Raw genomic sequence first — 15,086 nt, 5'->3', positions numbered from 1 at the left:
CTCCTTAAATGAATGATATACAAATAGTATTATATGCAATCCTAATAGAAAGACACATCTCGCCCCAAAATAGGGCGAGATGTTGTTGGTTCATATCTACTAAAAGTCCCTACATGTACATGTAGGGACTATCGACGTTACAGTGTTGCTTGACCTGGGCGCCAGTTAGCTGGGCATAGTCCGCCTGTTTGTAATGCTTGTAGAACACGTAATGTCTCATCTACATCACGACCGATATTATTGTGGAAAACAGTTTGATACTGTAATTCGCCTTCTGGATTGATGATGAATAAACCACGTAAAGCGATTCCTTCTTCTTCAATTAGGACACCATAGTCTTTTGATACTTGGTGATTTGTATCTGCAGCTAACGGATATTTTAAGTCGCCTAAACCGTTTTTCGTACGTTCTGTATTGATCCAAGCTAAGTGCGTGTGAATTGTATCAGTTGATACGCCAATGATTTCCGCATCTAAATCTTCAAATTCATCGTAACGATCGCTCATCGCTGTAATTTCAGTAGGACATACAAATGTAAAGTCCATTGGATAGAAGAATAGAACTGTCCATTTGTCTTCTGCCATGTTTTTTTCTAAAGAAACTTTTCCGAATGATTTGTCTGCTAATACAGCATCCATTTCGAAACGTGGTGCTTGTTTACCTACCATACGTTCTGCCATTATAAATACCTCCAAATAGTACTAATGAATTCAATTTAAAACATAACAAATTCCTTTTTCTTTTTCAACCAAGACAAATCCAACGAAACAGAATATTCCTTTATTATGTCGATTTTATGACACAACAATACTTCCAACAGTCATAAAATTTAATTTCCAGTTGATTTTTCATCTTCTTTCAAGTTACCCTCTCCCTTTCCAATGTTGAAGTAAACCTATGAACATTTAAGCGCATATAGGAAGTCGATTTAGTCTAGCTGACGGCTTTCTCCTGAAGCACATCCAGAGTTTGTATTATTTGAAGTCTGAATTTCTAAATTAATCTGATAAATCAAGGGTGTTTATATCAATCTAAGCATTCGACTTCGACTGCTAAAAAAACAGTAAAAACATGTCTAAAAATACTTGTATTTTAATGTGTATTATGTATAATTGATTTGTTTGTAAACATAAAGTTTTGTAAAAGTAAACTTTGATACTTGCAGTTTAAAATTACTAAACTATAAGAGGAGAAGACACATATGCAAATTGGGGCAAAAATTAAAGCCTTACGGATAAAAAAAGGGCTCACCCAGGAAGAACTCGGTGAGCGAACAGACTTAACGAAGGGATATATTTCACAGCTTGAACGTGATTTAAACTCTCCTTCTATTGAAACACTTTTTTCACTCCTCGAGGTTCTCGGTTCAACACCGAAGGAATTTTTCGATGATGGCGTAGACAGTCAGCATGTGGTCTATACAAAAGATGAGCAAACAAGCTTCACTGATCACGACAAAAATTATACGATTCAATGGCTCATCCCAACGTCCAACGAAAAAGAAATGGAGCCTGTCATTCTTACACTAAAAGAACACGGTGAATTTAAACAGTTTGAACCGTCGTTAGCTGAAACATTTATTTATGTATTAAAAGGTCGAATTCGAGTTGTCATTGGTCAGGATGAATATATCGCTAGTGAAGGTCACGCTGTCTATTATGAAGCTTCTTCTAATCATCAAATTTTCAACGCACATCACGGGATTACGCGATTGCTACTTGTCGCGACAGAATCTTATTTATAACAAGGAGGTAATGTAATGGATAATACAATTATTCGTTTTGAAAACGTATCGAAATCGTATGATGATGGTACGGTCGTATTAAAAAATATTAATTTTGAGCTTGAAAAAGGTAAATTTTATACATTACTCGGTCCTTCAGGTTGTGGGAAAACAACGATTTTACGTATCATTGCTGGCTTTACAGATCCAACAAGCGGCGATGTATATTTTAATGATAAACGTATGAACAATATTCCAGCCAATGATCGTCAAGTGAACACGGTATTCCAGGATTATGCACTTTTCCCTCATTTAAATGTATTTGAAAATGTTGCATTTGGGCTACGTATTAAAAAGGTGAAAGAAGCAGAGGTACAAGAGCGTGTACTAGAAGCATTAAAGTTCGTTAACCTAGCAGGCTATGGGAACCGAGAGATTTCTGAAATGTCAGGTGGTCAGCGTCAACGTGTTGCTATTGCACGAGCAATTGTCAATGATCCAGAGGTTATTTTACTAGATGAGCCATTATCAGCCTTAGATTTAAAGCTTCGTACAGAAATGCAATATGAGCTTCGTGAATTACAGCAGCGATTAGGCAAAACATTCGTTTTCGTCACACATGACCAAGAAGAGGCACTCGCAATGAGTGATGAAATTTTCGTTTTAAGTAATGGTGAAATTCAGCAGTCTGGTTCTCCTGTAGATATTTATGATGAGCCAATCAACCGTTTTGTAGCAGACTTTATCGGCGAATCAAACATTGTAGATGGCATTATGATTGAGGACTTCCGTGTACGTTTTGCAGGAAAAGAGTTTGAATGTGTGGACCAAGGCTTAAATGCGAATGAACGAATTGACATCGTGATTCGCCCAGAGGATTTAGAAATTACAACAGTGGATAAAGGAAAGCTAATTGTAAAAGTAGATACACAATTATTCCGCGGGGTTCACTATGAGCTTTCAACATATGATCAGGACGGCAATGAGTGGCTTGTTCACTCACTGAAAAAGGCAGAAGTAGGTGCAGAAATCGGCTTAGACTTCGATCCAGAGGCAATTCATGTTATGCGCTTAAATGAAACAGAAGAAGAATTCGATAAGCGTTTAGAATCGTATGGAGATGAAGAACATGCAGGCTAAAAATGCAAAAGGCGCACTATTTCCTTATATTTTCTGGATTGCATTGTTCGTTATTGCACCGATTGCCTTAGTCCTTTATTACTCAATGCTTGATTTACAAGGAAATTTCACACTAGATAACTATAAAAAGTTTTTCTCGCCTGTATATTTAAAAATGACCCTATCTAGTTTTTGGTATGCATTTTTAATCACATTCTTTACATTAATCATTTCGTATCCAACTGCTTATCTTTTAACAAAAACAAAGCATAAGCATCTTTGGTTAATGTTAATTATTATTCCATCATGGATTAACCTACTATTAAAAACGTATGCTTTTATGGGTATTTTTGGATTATACGGTCCGATTAATGCATTCATAGAAGTGTTTGGATTGAACCCAAAGCAAATCCTATTTACAGACTTTAGCTTCATATTTGTTTCGGTTTACATTTTTATTCCATTTATGATTATCCCGATTTTTAATTCATTGGATAAATTAAATCCAACACTTGTTTATGCAGCTCGTGATTTAGGTGCATCAAGCTTTACAACATTCCGTCGAGTAGTATTTCCATTAACAATTGACGGGGTAAAGTCAGGTATTCAAGTTACATTTATTCCGGCCCTAAGCTTATTTATGATTACTCGCTTAATCGCTGGAAACCAGGTTATTACGTTAGGGACAGCAATTGAGCAGCAATTCCTTGTTTCGCAAAACTGGGGAATGGGCTCGACAATCGCCGTATTCTTAATCCTAATTATGGTCGTGACAATGCTATTTACTGGTCAAAAATCGAAGGGAGGCCGCGCATAATGAAAAAATTGTCGACTGCCTCTAAAATGTATTTAGCAATCGTGTTCGTCATTTTGTACGCACCAATCTTCTATTTGATTTTCTATTCTTTTAATAGTGGTGGCACGATGAATAATTTCGAGTCCTTTACATTGGAGCATTATGGGGCTGTATTTGAAGATTCACGTTTAATTGTTATTTTAATCAATACAGTTATCGTTGCCCTACTTTCAGGTCTAATTGCAACAATTATTGGTACGCTTGGTGCAATAGGAATCGTCTCCATTAAAGATGCAAAAATGAGAAATACATTATTATCACTAAATAATGTCTTAATCGTATCACCTGATGTAGTAATTGGGGCTAGCTTCCTGATTCTATTTACGATGGTTGGGGTGAAGCTAGGCTTTACTTCTGTCCTAGTATCACACGTAGCGTTTAGTGTACCAATTGTTGTACTAATGGTTTTACCAAAGCTTTTAGAAATGAATACGTCATTAATCGATGCAGCTCGAGACTTAGGTGCAACAAAGCGTGACGTTTTGACACGTGTTATTCTGCCGTATATTTCACCTGGTATTTTTGCCGGCTTCTTTATGGCGTTAACGTATTCGTTAGATGATTTTGCGGTCACATTCTTTGTAACAGGAAATGGCTTTAGTACCCTATCTGTTGAAATTTACTCCATGGCACGTGCCGGTATTTCATTAACAATTAATGCGATTTCAGGCCTAGTATTCTTTATAACAATGCTTGTTGTCCTTGGCTATTATTTTGTCAATAATCGATCGAAAATGAAAACGGAGGGACACAAATGAGAAATTTAATTCAAGCTACGATTGCCATTGTTCTTACTTGTGCCCTTCTCTTTCTTGCAGCATCCCAAATGGAGTCTGCTGGTAGTAAAGGGAGCAAGAATACTTTAACCGTCTTTAACTGGGGCGAATATATCGACCCAGACCTAATTAAGCAGTTCGAGAAGGAAACTGGCATCAAAGTCATTTACGAAACATTCGATTCTAACGAAGCGATGCTAACGAAAATTCAGCAAGGTGGTTCGGCATACGATATTGCCGCTCCCTCTGAATATACAGTTGAAATGATGATTGAGGATGATATGCTTATACCACTCGATCATACAAAACTACCGAATTTAAAAAACATTGATCCTTACTTTTTAAATTTACCATTTGATCCTGGAAACCAATATTCGATTCCTTATTTTTGGGGAACAGTTGGTATTGTGTATAATCCTAGTTTAATCGAGGAGCATTTAACATTCGATTCTTGGGAGGATTTATGGGACCCTTCTTTAAAACGAAAAGTCTTTTTAGTAGACGGTTCTCGTGAAGTGATAGGCATGGGCTTAAACTCTTTAGGTGAATCATTAAATGCTAAGGACGAGGCGCTTTTAAAGCAAGCAACCGATAAATTAATCGGTCTTTCGCCAAACGTCAAAGCAATAATTGGTGATGAAATAACACCGCTTATGATTAATAATGAAGCAGCCGTTGCCCTAACGTGGTCAGGTCAAGCAGCCGATATGATGTGGGAAAATGAAGAATTAGATTTTGCTGTCCCTCAGGAGGGCTCTAACTTATGGTTCGATAATTTTGTTATCCCAAAAACATCAAAAAATGTTGAGGGTGCACATGCATTTATTAACTTTATGCTAGATGCTGAGGTTGGTGCTCAAAATACAGACTTTGTTGGCTACTCCTCTCCAAATGCTGCAGCATGGGAGCTTCTTGACCCAGAAGTCGTAGAGGATGAACGCTTCTACCCTGATGAAGAGCTTCGTGAAAACTTAGAAGTATACGAAAACCTAGGCCTTGAATGGCTAGGAAAATACAATGAGTATTTCTTACAATTTAAAATGAGTATACGATAGAATGTGTTGGGTGATCCGTGGTTTAGAAAATGGATCACCCTTTTATTTTGCTAGCGATTGTTGTCACCATGATTTACTAGCCGAAATTTTTGAAATACTAGCCACTTTTTCGAAAATACTAGCCAAAATTTTTGAAATACTAGCCGATTTCTTGAAAATACTAGCCACTTTTTTCAATTTACTCGCCAACGTGAATTTTTTGAACACATTATGACTTGTTGAATTATAAAAACATACTTTCCATTTTAAATCGGAAGAATTTGCATCTACTCTATAATTAGTTCCACCAATTGATAAGGTTCGTATTACTTGGATTATGAACTGTTCTAGAAAAAGATTAACAGCAATGTCCCTACGATAAAGCAATAGTACGTAAAGTAAATAAGTTTACCGTGCATTACAATACCTATAAACCACTTCATCGCAAAATACGTCATAAATAAAGTAGCAATAAACGTAACTCCATATGGTAGTGCTAAATCCGCCTTGTTTGGTTCATTTAAAAAATCTGAAAAACCGAGCACTACCCCTCCTAGGCTAACTGGGATATACATCATAAATGAAAAACGCAGCGCTGTTTCTTGCTTCATACCAACAGCAATGGCCGAAATAATTGTAGCACCAGAACGGCTAATGCCAGGTGTTAGTGCAACAGCTTGACCTAGTCCTACTAAAAAGGCATCCTTCGCTGTTATATCCTTATCGTTTTTTGTTCCTTTTAAATTACGAATTGCCCATAAAGCAATCCCTGTTACAAACAGCATTAATGCAATTGTAGTCATACTAATACTTTCAGCAATAAAATCACTTAATAGTACACCTAATAGACCCGCTGGAATTGAGGCAATAACGATAAAAATAACAAAACGAAAATCCGCTTTATATGTATTGTCCTTCGTTGCCAAATACTTGAAAAAATGTCCAGCTAACCGCAAAATATCCTCACGATAAATAAATAATATTGCTATTAGGGATGCTGTATTAGTTAAGATGGCAAATGTAAACCCTTGCTCACCCAATCCTAGAATTTCACTCGCGATCATCACATGACCACTTGATGAAACGGGTATAGGCTCAGTGAATCCCTGCACTAATCCAATAATTAAATGTTTAATCAATAAGATAATATCTTCCATATAATCCTCCTATACTCAAAAAGAGAGGAAGACAAGTAAATGCCTCCCTCTCATATTTTACACTATTTCTTCTGGTTCTTCGCCCTTTTTCACTTCAATATATTGAATGTGATGAGCATCCTTTTCTTTAATTGAGAATTCATAGCCCTGATGGAAAATTGATTTTGACATATCTAAATCCATGTCCTGTGTAAAGTACCATCCACCAATTGTATCAACAGCTTCATTTTCTAAATCTATATAAAGAAGTTTGGCCACATCGTTGATTAATACATTTGAATAAAGGATGTAGTGATCTTCACCAACTTTTCGAATTTCAGGAATTTCATCATCATCGAACTCGTCTCGAATTTCACCAACGAGCTCCTCTAAAATATCTTCAACCGTGACAAGACCAGAAGTTCCACCGTATTCATCTAGTAAAATTGCCATATGAATACGTTCCTTTTGCATTTTTTGCAATAGATCATGGATTGGTGTCGTTTCAATTGTGTTAATAACCGGATTAATGAATGTTTCTAGGTTAAATGTATCCGCTGAAACACGATTTTTAATTCCTAGCGTTAAGAAATCTTTAATATTTAGGAAACCGATAATATTATCTCGGTCACCTTCATAAATCGGATAACGTGTATAACGTTCCTCTGATATTTGTGTTAGTACTTCATCAAAGGTTGCATTTTTTTCAAATCCAACTATATCTGTACGGGGCACCATTATTTCCCGGGCAATCGTATCATCAAACTCAAATACATTGTTTACGTATTTTAATTCATTTTTATTTATTTCACCTGATTTATAGCTTTCAGATAATAGTAAGCGAAGCTCTTCTTCTGTATGCGATAATTCGTGCTCCGCTGCTGGCTTCATACCAAATAGCTTTAATAATAATCGAGCTGAACCATTTAATGCCCAAATAAATGGATATAAGATTTTATAGAACAGCATAATTGGCTTAGAAAAAACAAGTGTAACCGCTTCGGCCTTTTGGATTGCTACTGTTTTTGGTGCAAGCTCCCCGACAACTACGTGTAGGAATGTGGCGATCATAAACGCAGCACCGATAGTAAAGTAGTGGATATAATCCGTTGAAATACCTATCGAATTGAATAATGGGTGTAAAATAAACTCAAATGTAGATTCCCCGACCATACCAATACCTAATGCCGTTACAGTAATACCTAACTGACAGGCAGATAAATATTCATCTAAGTGGGTCGTTACATGCTTTGCGGCCTTGGATCCTGATTTACCTTCTGCAACGAGCTGATCAATACGAGATTGACGTACCTTTACAATCGCAAATTCCGTTGCTACGAAAAACGCAGTAAGTGCTAATAATATAATAAAAATGGTTAAATTAATCGCTGTGGACAAACAGTCGTTCTACTTATCTAAAGTAGAACGTTCACCTCCTAATTGTTTAAAAGTAATAATAGTGATTGCATAAGCGCCACACTTTCAGGTGACACTTTTTTCTTTAATTGTTGCTTTTGTTTTTCGTCCATTTGCTCCATTAGTAGCGCAACTTCTTTTTCAAGCTTTCGCATTTGGACACGTATTTCTTGAACATCTATTTCTTCTTCGATCGGTGTATCTATACTTAACATTGTTCGAATAGTATCTAAAGATTTACCTTGTGCTTTTTGCTCCTCAATCCAAGAGATCCGTTCCTTCATTGATTGATCATAGTAGCGATAATTGGATGCAGAACGTTCCACCTGGAGCAAACCTAGATTCGTATAATGATCAATTGTACGCTTTGTTACACCTGATCTAATCGCTAATTCACCAATCTTTAATTTCTCGTTCCCAAATTACCACCCCAAACCATCACGTTATAGTTTGTAGTATAACGTATCATTTTAGTAAAATACAAGTAAAAATGATTGATTTCATAGAATGTTCACAGCAGCCCCTGTCATACTATACGAATTCTCGTTCATGAAGTTTCAAAGGAGACATAGAAATTGATCCATGTCTCCTTTGTTTTACTGATCTATTCTGGCATCACTAATCATATAAGCATGATTTTTTACTTATTTAGCTGATCCTACACCCTTTCAAAATACCATTCCCCGTCTTTCATCGTTTTTGAGATTTTTTGTTTGCTCTCAGCGTATGCTAAAAAGCCAATAACCTCCGACATAACAAGTGGAAATTCCTTTTGTAGCTTAGGTCCGTACATTGCATATGCAATCTGTAAAGCCTGATGATGCCCGTCTTTAATCACTTCAACGATTCGCTCACATTTAGTAGCAATTCGATTCAGCTTTTCATCTATTACTATTTTGTGATTAGAAAATGGTTGCTGATGTCCTGGGAAAATTAAACTCGCATCGAGAGCCTGACATTTTAATAGCGACTGTTCATATTGTGCCACTGTTGGGAGTAAATTTAAATCTTCGTCAAAATCGATTAACGCATTTGTAGAGCCTGGATTTAACACTAGGTCCCCGACGAACTGCCATTTCGTTTCCTCATCATAAAAGATTATCGAATCTGGTGAATGGCCTGGTACTTCTATTACCTTCATACCACAAATTGAATCCCCGCCATAAAGCGGATGAATTTCAGTATTCAGCTTATATTTATCGCTTTCTAAAAAGGTTTTAGCCATTTTCTCTAAGCGATCGCTCGCAAATTTTGTACAACCATAGTCCTCGTATAATCGCATGAAAAAATCACGCTTTTTTTGTAGGTATGTTTTGTCAAAATGCAATCGTTCAAGGGCTAAATGGTGTGCATATACAGGAATATTCCTTCGTTCAACAATACGATTAACCTGACCTGTATGATCTTCATGATGATGTGTTAACAGGATTCTATCGATTTCATCAATGGACAGTCCATATTCTGCAAGCTTCAAATCAAAATATTCATCAAACTTTTCAGTACGAAAACCACCGTCGATTAATGTTAATGTTTGTCCATCATGATATAAATAACAATTAATCGATTTCATTTGCCCATAATTTACTTCAAAAAGTATCGGATAAACTGTTTTATTTCCTTGCTTTATAATAGCAGACACTGCTTCTCATCCCCTAAATCTTTATAAAATTGTTGACTCCTGCATTCCCACTAGCTTCCCATTTTCTAAAGGAAGTATACCGAGCATCTTTTGTTCTATAATACCCATAAAATGAACCACTGTTCAATATTGACACTCTCCATTTACGCTATATTTTTTGATTATCAAAAAAATAATATTGAAGTGAGCTTTTTAGTAAAATAATATCAAAAACGGCTTACTAGTTGATTGTAGCGTAATCGGCGAGAGTGTAGCTGACGGCATTTTCATGTCCCTACAGAGCATTGTTCTTTTGCACCGGAAGTGAAGCGGCAGGTGCAAAGCTTCCTACGGGAATAGCAAATTACTACCTGTGACGAAAGCGTACATATTTTCCACTTACACTATATTTTTTAAATTAATGCATCGTTTTGATTAGCTCAAACAGCTTGCTTATACTTTTCGGAAACGTCCGGTCCTTCATCGTACATAAGTACACATTCCGATTTAGAAATTCGCTACGGACTGGCCTTGTGAGTAAGCACTCTGTTAAATGCTGTTCAACATATTTTTGAGGGAGAATGGCAACACCGAGCCCCTCTTCTACTAGTACTTTAATCATTTCAAATCGTTCGATCTTATATTGAATATGTGGCGTTACGTGCTCCTGCTCAAACGCTTTTAATATTTGAGCACTCGTTTGAAACTGTGGCATACCAATGATCAGGGCCTCTTCGGTAAAATCGCTAAGCGTAATCCATTCTTTCGTAGCAAAGCGATGATCATTTCTAAGTAATACGACGTACGGCTCGTTATATAATAATTCACTTTTTATTTCATTATCCACAATAAGCTGGTTCGTAATAACTCCATGTACATGTAATTTTAATAATGCATGGCGCACGGTTTGATTGTACAGTGTATCAATTAACGTAATTTGATTGTGCCGATATTGCTTTTGATACGCAATAATAACTTGTGAAAACCAGTAGTTAGCGGATTCTATCATTCCTATTCGAATTTCTAAATGCTCTCCCCTTGCCATTTCCTTGAGCTCTGTATCCATTACTTCAAATTGTGAGGTTAAATGAACCGAGCGATCATAAAATTGTTGCCCTAATTCTGTTAATTGAAATTGCTTAGTTGTCCGTTCTATTAGTGGTGCACCAATTTCTCGTTCTAGCGCTTTAATCGCGTTGCTTAAGGAGGGCTGTGAAATATGTAAGGCATTTGCAGCCCTGGAAAAGCTTTTATACTTTACAATTGCAACGAAATAATTCATCTTCCGTATATCCATCGTGCCACCTCACTTATAGTTTAAAGCTATTATAATATAAAAAATTAATATTTGTTATTATAAATGTTCAAAAATATAATGAAAATATCAATTTTTCAGTATTTCGGAGGGATAAACAATGTATAAGGAACCGGAATCAAAAGTTTGGCAAGGACGCATCGACCATGATACAGATAGCACATACTTTCGTTATCATCAAATTGTTCAAATTACAACTGAAGCTAAGCAAGGATCTATTGGATTAATAGGCTTCTCTTGTGATGAAGGCGTACGCCGGAACAATGGACGTGTCGGTGCAAAAGACGCGCCATTTGCCTTACGCAAGCAATTAGCACCTATTCCATGGCGTAAGTATAGTGATGATTTTTCGCTTATCGATTTTGGAGATATTATTTGTGAGGATCAAAATTTAGAACGTGCTCAGCAGGAACTCGGCGATAAGGTTTCCGAGATACTTTCAACAGGTAAAGCCATTATCCTTGGTGGCGGTCATGAAACACTATATGGCCAATATTTAGGGGTGCGCAAAGCAGCAGGTCCCGACGCTTCCATCGGGCTACTTAATATCGATGCTCACTTTGATATGCGGTCGTATGATAGCCAAACCTCGTCAGGTACAATGTTTAAGCAAATTTTGGACGAGGACCCTAATGCACATTATTTCGTATGTGGCATTCAGCAATATGGCAATACTACTGCTCTATTCAACACAGCAGATCAATATAATGTGCAGTACTTTTTAGATGAACAATTAGATTCACTAGCATTCACTACTGAGCTAAATAATTTTATGGATGCACACGACGTTTTACTCGTTACGCTCTGCATGGATGTATTAAATGCGGCTGAAGCACCTGGGGTCAGCGCACCATCACCATTTGGCTTATCGGCTTTAAAGGTTCGTGAAATACTTCGCCAAATGGCATCACATAAAAAAACAGTAAGTTTCAGCATTTGTGAGGTTAACCCTTTACTAGATGTAGATAATAGAACAGCAAAATTAGGAGCATATTTTATCAATGAAGTAATTACAAACAGTTTCGATTAAAAGAAGGGGGATATTTATGGTATTAAATCAATTTACAACACTATGCCTAGCAGTAACATTATTTTTAGTAGGAACATTTTTAGTAAAAAGAATCGGTTTCTTAAATCGTTTCTGTATTCCAGCACCAGTAGTTGGGGGCTTATTATTCGCTATTTTAGCTACCGTTTTAAAAAGCTTCGATCTACTTGAAATTACATTAGATACATCGCTTCAATCAATTTTCATGATTACATTCTTTACGACGATTGGGCTTGGGGCAAGTTTCAAGCTAGTAAAACTTGGCGGTAAACTGCTTATTATTTATTGGCTAGCTTGTGGATTTTTAGCCTTGATGCAAAATGTAATTGGCGTTTCATTAGCGAAATTAATGGACATTCACCCACTACTTGGTGTAATGGCCGGAGCCGTTTCTATGGAAGGTGGACATGGTGGTGCCGCAGCTTACGGGGAAACAATTGAAGGCTTAGGTGTTTCCTCTGCTATTTCAATTGGTATGGCTGCAGCTACATTTGGATTAATAGCTGGTGGACTTGTTGGAGGCCCAGTTATTCAGTACTTAATTCGTAAATTCAACTTAAAACCTTCTACTGAGGAAACAGAAGAATATGTAGAAAAAGCACAGCATCCGATTACGGAAAAATCCTTCATGGTACAAGTTTTCCTTATTACGTTTAGTATGGCCGCAGGTACTTATGTTGGCGAACTGTTCTCTAGCGCGACTGGATTCGTTTTACCAGGCTACGTAGGTGCTATGTTCGTAGCGGTGATCGTTCGTAATATCGTTGATCGCTTTAACCCTGAAGCAATAAATATGAAAGAAATTAATTTAATCGGAGATATTTCATTAGGTATTTTCTTATCTATGGCATTAATGAGCATTAAATTATGGGAAGTAGCAGACTTGGCGTTACCATTAATTATTATCGTTATTGCACAAGTTATCTTTATCGTATTATTTGCGGTGTTTGTACTTTTCCGCTTATTAGGCAAAAACTACGATGCAGCGATTATGGTATCTGGTTTCCTAGGTCACGGTCTTGGTGCTACACCAAATGCAATGGCGAATATGTCAGCTGTCGTTGCTAAATTCGGTCCATCACGAAAAGCTTTCCTTATCGTACCAATCGTAGGAGCGTTCTTAATTGACGTGTTTGGTATGCCAATCATTATTACAACAATTAATATGTTTAAATAACAATACTAGCATGAAGCTTATTTCAAAAAGCGCAAACCTTTGATTTATCGGTTTGCGCTTTTTCCTTTTTCGAATGTTTCATTACCCGATTGGCAATAATGAGCATGTATTTCATTTCTAAGGGGGACAGAAAAGAATGGATAAACAGTCTGGAACATATTATTGGCCTACTACCTTTCCTGAAGCACCATCGTATAAACCGTTAAATGCCGATATTCAATGCGATGTTCTTATTATTGGAGGTGGAAGCTCCGCTGCACAGTGTGCTTATTATCTTGCTCAAACAAACTTACATGTCGTTGTTATCGAAAAATCGACCGTTGGAAGTGGAAGTACTGCTACCAATACTGCACTTCTCCAATATTCTGGTGAAAAGATGTTTATCAATTTGGTGAATACCTTTGGAAAAGCTTATATTGAAAAGCATTTAGCCCTATTAAAGGACTCCATAGATGAAATCGAAAGGGCATCCCAAACGGTCCCCATTGATTGCGAATTTACCCGTCGAGATACTTTATATTCGGCTAGCCTTCCGGAAGATATCGAGCGGTTAAAAAAAGAGTATGACTTTTTAGTAAAAAACAATTGTGATGTATCCTTTTGGACGAAGGAGGATATTGAAGCTCATTATCCCTTTAGCCGAGATGCCGCTATTTATTCCTCTAATGATGCTGAGATTAATCCATTTAAATTTACACATGCACTGCTCGATTATGCTTTTAAAAACGGGGTCCGAATTTATGAACAGACAGAAATGAATGGTCATTATTATGACGAAAAAATCAAGAAAACCATTATTTCAACAAAAAACAAGCACACGATTGAAGCACGTTATGTGATATTTGCAGCGGGGTATGAAGGAATCGACGTCAAAAAGGAGAAGCAGGTGTCCTTTGTTAGCACCTACACAGTCACAACAAATACCATTGATGATTTTTCGAGCTGGTATAACCGAACTCTTCTTTGGGAAACCGCGCGCCCATATTTATATTTACGGACAACAATGGATAACCGTATCATTATCGGGGGTCTTGATGAAAATACAACTTCCCCACAGGATCGAGATTCAAAGCTCATCCATAAGAAAAATAAGCTCATCGAGGAATTCAACGCTATGTTCCCTACTATTCAGGTTAAACCAGAGTATTTTTTAGCCTCTTTTTATGGCGGAACAGCCGATGGACTTCCGATTATTGGTGTTTATGAACAGTACCCACAAAGCTATTTCCTTTTTGCTTTTGGCGACAATGGTACGGTTTACAGTCAGCTGTTAGCTAGACTCATTGTACAAGAAATTTCCGAAGGCTATAGCCCCGACATCCAATATTATTTACAAGATCGCCCCCTTCTTAGTAAGATGAAAGACACATAAGAGTAGAATGGATTCTAGCCGTAGCATTATGAACTACGGCTCTACATATACTCCGTTAGTACTTATAGAGGTGATTCGATGTCCCGTCAACAAACGGAAAAATTATGGCGTGAAGAGAAATATCGTGTAATGTTCTTTAGCCAAAAGCATTATAACGAAATCCGCCTAGCGATGCGTGATAAAACCCCCCATGAACAAATTGAGGCATTAATTCAAGATGCATTGCTACAAACGCCATCAGAGGGTAGCAAACGAAATGCCTGCCAGCATATGTGGGGCTATTTTCGAAATATGGCTACGCCAGAAGAAAAGCTAAAATATGAAACATTACTTGAACACGACGAAATCACTACGTTGCTTATCTTACTTCAGCAATTGGCAGATCGCTATAACGTTGCTTATTTACAAGAGAGTACCATTTTACAGAACGACTCAAGGTAGTTAATCTTCGAAAGGTATCCCCCTTTATACAAGTCTCTTCAATTTCAAGCAACCT

The 15,086-nt window shown here is 37.0% G+C and carries 15 protein-coding genes; 9 read left to right on the top strand and 6 right to left on the bottom strand.

Annotation, left to right across the window (positions count from 1 at the left end; genetic code table 11):
- Nucleotides 1-137: 137 nt before the first annotated feature.
- Nucleotides 138-680 (bottom strand): peroxiredoxin, encoded by a 543-nt coding sequence (locus tag V4T18_RS14425; RefSeq protein ID WP_332650472.1) that lies wholly within the window; start codon nucleotides 678-680, stop codon nucleotides 138-140.
- Nucleotides 681-1,201: 521 nt separating this feature from the next.
- Here V4T18_RS14425 and V4T18_RS14420 point away from each other — a divergent pair.
- The 5 genes from V4T18_RS14420 to V4T18_RS14400 are packed head-to-tail and all read left to right on the top strand — an operon-like array spanning nucleotide 1,202 to nucleotide 5,529.
- Nucleotides 1,202-1,744: a helix-turn-helix domain-containing protein gene (locus tag V4T18_RS14420; protein ID WP_332650471.1), complete on the top strand. Its 543-nt coding sequence runs from the start codon at nucleotides 1,202-1,204 to the stop codon at nucleotides 1,742-1,744.
- Between the two features lie 15 nt (nucleotides 1,745-1,759).
- Nucleotides 1,760-2,863, top strand: a complete 1,104-nt coding sequence (locus tag V4T18_RS14415) for an ABC transporter ATP-binding protein (RefSeq protein WP_332650469.1) — start codon at nucleotides 1,760-1,762, stop codon at nucleotides 2,861-2,863.
- Entirely contained in the window at nucleotides 2,853-3,659 is an 807-nt protein-coding gene (locus V4T18_RS14410; protein ID WP_332650507.1) for an ABC transporter permease, read from the top strand. Before V4T18_RS14415 ends, V4T18_RS14410 begins: the two co-directional genes overlap by 11 nt.
- Nucleotides 3,659-4,456 (top strand): ABC transporter permease, encoded by a 798-nt coding sequence (locus V4T18_RS14405; RefSeq protein WP_332650467.1) that lies wholly within the window; start codon nucleotides 3,659-3,661, stop codon nucleotides 4,454-4,456. Before V4T18_RS14410 ends, V4T18_RS14405 begins: the two co-directional genes overlap by 1 nt.
- Complete coding sequence (locus V4T18_RS14400) at nucleotides 4,453-5,529, top strand: ABC transporter substrate-binding protein (RefSeq protein WP_332650465.1); 1,077 nt, start codon at nucleotides 4,453-4,455, stop codon at nucleotides 5,527-5,529. The genes V4T18_RS14405 and V4T18_RS14400 overlap by 4 nt, the downstream gene beginning before the upstream one ends.
- Nucleotides 5,530-5,855: 326 nt before the next feature.
- Here V4T18_RS14400 and V4T18_RS14395 read toward each other — a convergent pair whose 3' ends face one another.
- The 5 genes from V4T18_RS14395 to V4T18_RS14375 form a co-directional block, all read right to left on the bottom strand.
- A complete protein-coding gene (locus V4T18_RS14395) occupies nucleotides 5,856-6,665 on the bottom strand; it encodes an undecaprenyl-diphosphate phosphatase (RefSeq protein WP_332650463.1) in 810 nt (269 codons plus the stop codon).
- A 57-nt stretch (nucleotides 6,666-6,722) separates the two neighbouring features.
- A complete protein-coding gene (locus V4T18_RS14390) occupies nucleotides 6,723-8,042 on the bottom strand; it encodes a hemolysin family protein (RefSeq protein WP_332650461.1) in 1,320 nt (439 codons plus the stop codon).
- A gap of 38 nt (nucleotides 8,043-8,080) precedes the next feature.
- Entirely contained in the window at nucleotides 8,081-8,419 is a 339-nt protein-coding gene (locus V4T18_RS14385) for a MerR family transcriptional regulator (protein WP_442916947.1), read from the bottom strand.
- Nucleotides 8,420-8,718: 299 nt separating this feature from the next.
- The gene (locus tag V4T18_RS14380) at nucleotides 8,719-9,699 is read right to left on the bottom strand and encodes an MBL fold metallo-hydrolase (protein ID WP_332650459.1); all 981 of its coding nucleotides are present in this window, start codon (nucleotides 9,697-9,699) and stop codon (nucleotides 8,719-8,721) included.
- A gap of 397 nt (nucleotides 9,700-10,096) precedes the next feature.
- The gene (locus V4T18_RS14375; protein WP_332650457.1) at nucleotides 10,097-10,975 is read right to left on the bottom strand and encodes a LysR family transcriptional regulator; all 879 of its coding nucleotides are present in this window, start codon (nucleotides 10,973-10,975) and stop codon (nucleotides 10,097-10,099) included.
- A 118-nt stretch (nucleotides 10,976-11,093) separates the two neighbouring features.
- Between V4T18_RS14375 and hutG the strand changes: the two genes are divergently transcribed.
- The 4 genes from hutG to V4T18_RS14355 all read left to right on the top strand — a co-directional run bounded on the left by hutG (nucleotide 11,094) and on the right by V4T18_RS14355 (nucleotide 15,031).
- On the top strand, nucleotides 11,094-12,023 hold the full coding sequence (gene hutG / locus V4T18_RS14370; RefSeq protein WP_332650455.1) for a formimidoylglutamase: 930 nt from the start codon (nucleotides 11,094-11,096) through the stop codon (nucleotides 12,021-12,023).
- Nucleotides 12,024-12,033: 10 nt separating this feature from the next.
- A complete protein-coding gene (gene gltS, locus V4T18_RS14365) occupies nucleotides 12,034-13,218 on the top strand; it encodes a sodium/glutamate symporter (RefSeq protein ID WP_332650504.1) in 1,185 nt (394 codons plus the stop codon).
- A gap of 136 nt (nucleotides 13,219-13,354) precedes the next feature.
- Nucleotides 13,355-14,590, top strand: a complete 1,236-nt coding sequence (locus V4T18_RS14360; RefSeq protein ID WP_332650454.1) for an NAD(P)/FAD-dependent oxidoreductase — start codon at nucleotides 13,355-13,357, stop codon at nucleotides 14,588-14,590.
- A 78-nt stretch (nucleotides 14,591-14,668) separates the two neighbouring features.
- Nucleotides 14,669-15,031, top strand: a complete 363-nt coding sequence (locus V4T18_RS14355) for a DUF1722 domain-containing protein (RefSeq protein WP_332650452.1) — start codon at nucleotides 14,669-14,671, stop codon at nucleotides 15,029-15,031.
- The last annotated feature ends 55 nt before the right edge of the window (nucleotides 15,032-15,086 follow it).

The sequence above is a fragment of the Lysinibacillus sp. 54212 genome (assembly GCF_036662795.1).
Lineage (GTDB): Bacteria > Bacillota > Bacilli > Bacillales_A > Planococcaceae > Lysinibacillus_B.
The sequence above is the reverse complement of the archived record's forward strand: the minus strand, read 5'-3'. Positions and strand labels throughout refer to the sequence as shown.

What these genes read in the sequence shown, in the direction of transcription:
- V4T18_RS14425 (WP_332650472.1), bottom strand. Translation starts at nt 680, where the DNA reads ATGGCAGAACGTATGGTAGGTAAACAAGCACCACGTTTCGAAATGGAT.
- V4T18_RS14420 (WP_332650471.1), top strand. Translation starts at nt 1,202, where the DNA reads ATGCAAATTGGGGCAAAAATTAAAGCCTTACGGATAAAAAAAGGGCTC.
- V4T18_RS14415 (WP_332650469.1), top strand. Translation starts at nt 1,760, where the DNA reads ATGGATAATACAATTATTCGTTTTGAAAACGTATCGAAATCGTATGAT.
- V4T18_RS14410 (WP_332650507.1), top strand. Translation starts at nt 2,853, where the DNA reads ATGCAGGCTAAAAATGCAAAAGGCGCACTATTTCCTTATATTTTCTGG.
- V4T18_RS14405 (WP_332650467.1), top strand. Translation starts at nt 3,659, where the DNA reads ATGAAAAAATTGTCGACTGCCTCTAAAATGTATTTAGCAATCGTGTTC.
- V4T18_RS14400 (WP_332650465.1), top strand. Translation starts at nt 4,453, where the DNA reads ATGAGAAATTTAATTCAAGCTACGATTGCCATTGTTCTTACTTGTGCC.
- V4T18_RS14395 (WP_332650463.1), bottom strand. Translation starts at nt 6,665, where the DNA reads ATGGAAGATATTATCTTATTGATTAAACATTTAATTATTGGATTAGTG.
- V4T18_RS14375 (WP_332650457.1), bottom strand. Translation starts at nt 10,975, where the DNA reads ATGGATATACGGAAGATGAATTATTTCGTTGCAATTGTAAAGTATAAA.
- hutG (WP_332650455.1), top strand. Translation starts at nt 11,094, where the DNA reads ATGTATAAGGAACCGGAATCAAAAGTTTGGCAAGGACGCATCGACCAT.
- V4T18_RS14360 (WP_332650454.1), top strand. Translation starts at nt 13,355, where the DNA reads ATGGATAAACAGTCTGGAACATATTATTGGCCTACTACCTTTCCTGAA.
- V4T18_RS14355 (WP_332650452.1), top strand. Translation starts at nt 14,669, where the DNA reads ATGTCCCGTCAACAAACGGAAAAATTATGGCGTGAAGAGAAATATCGT.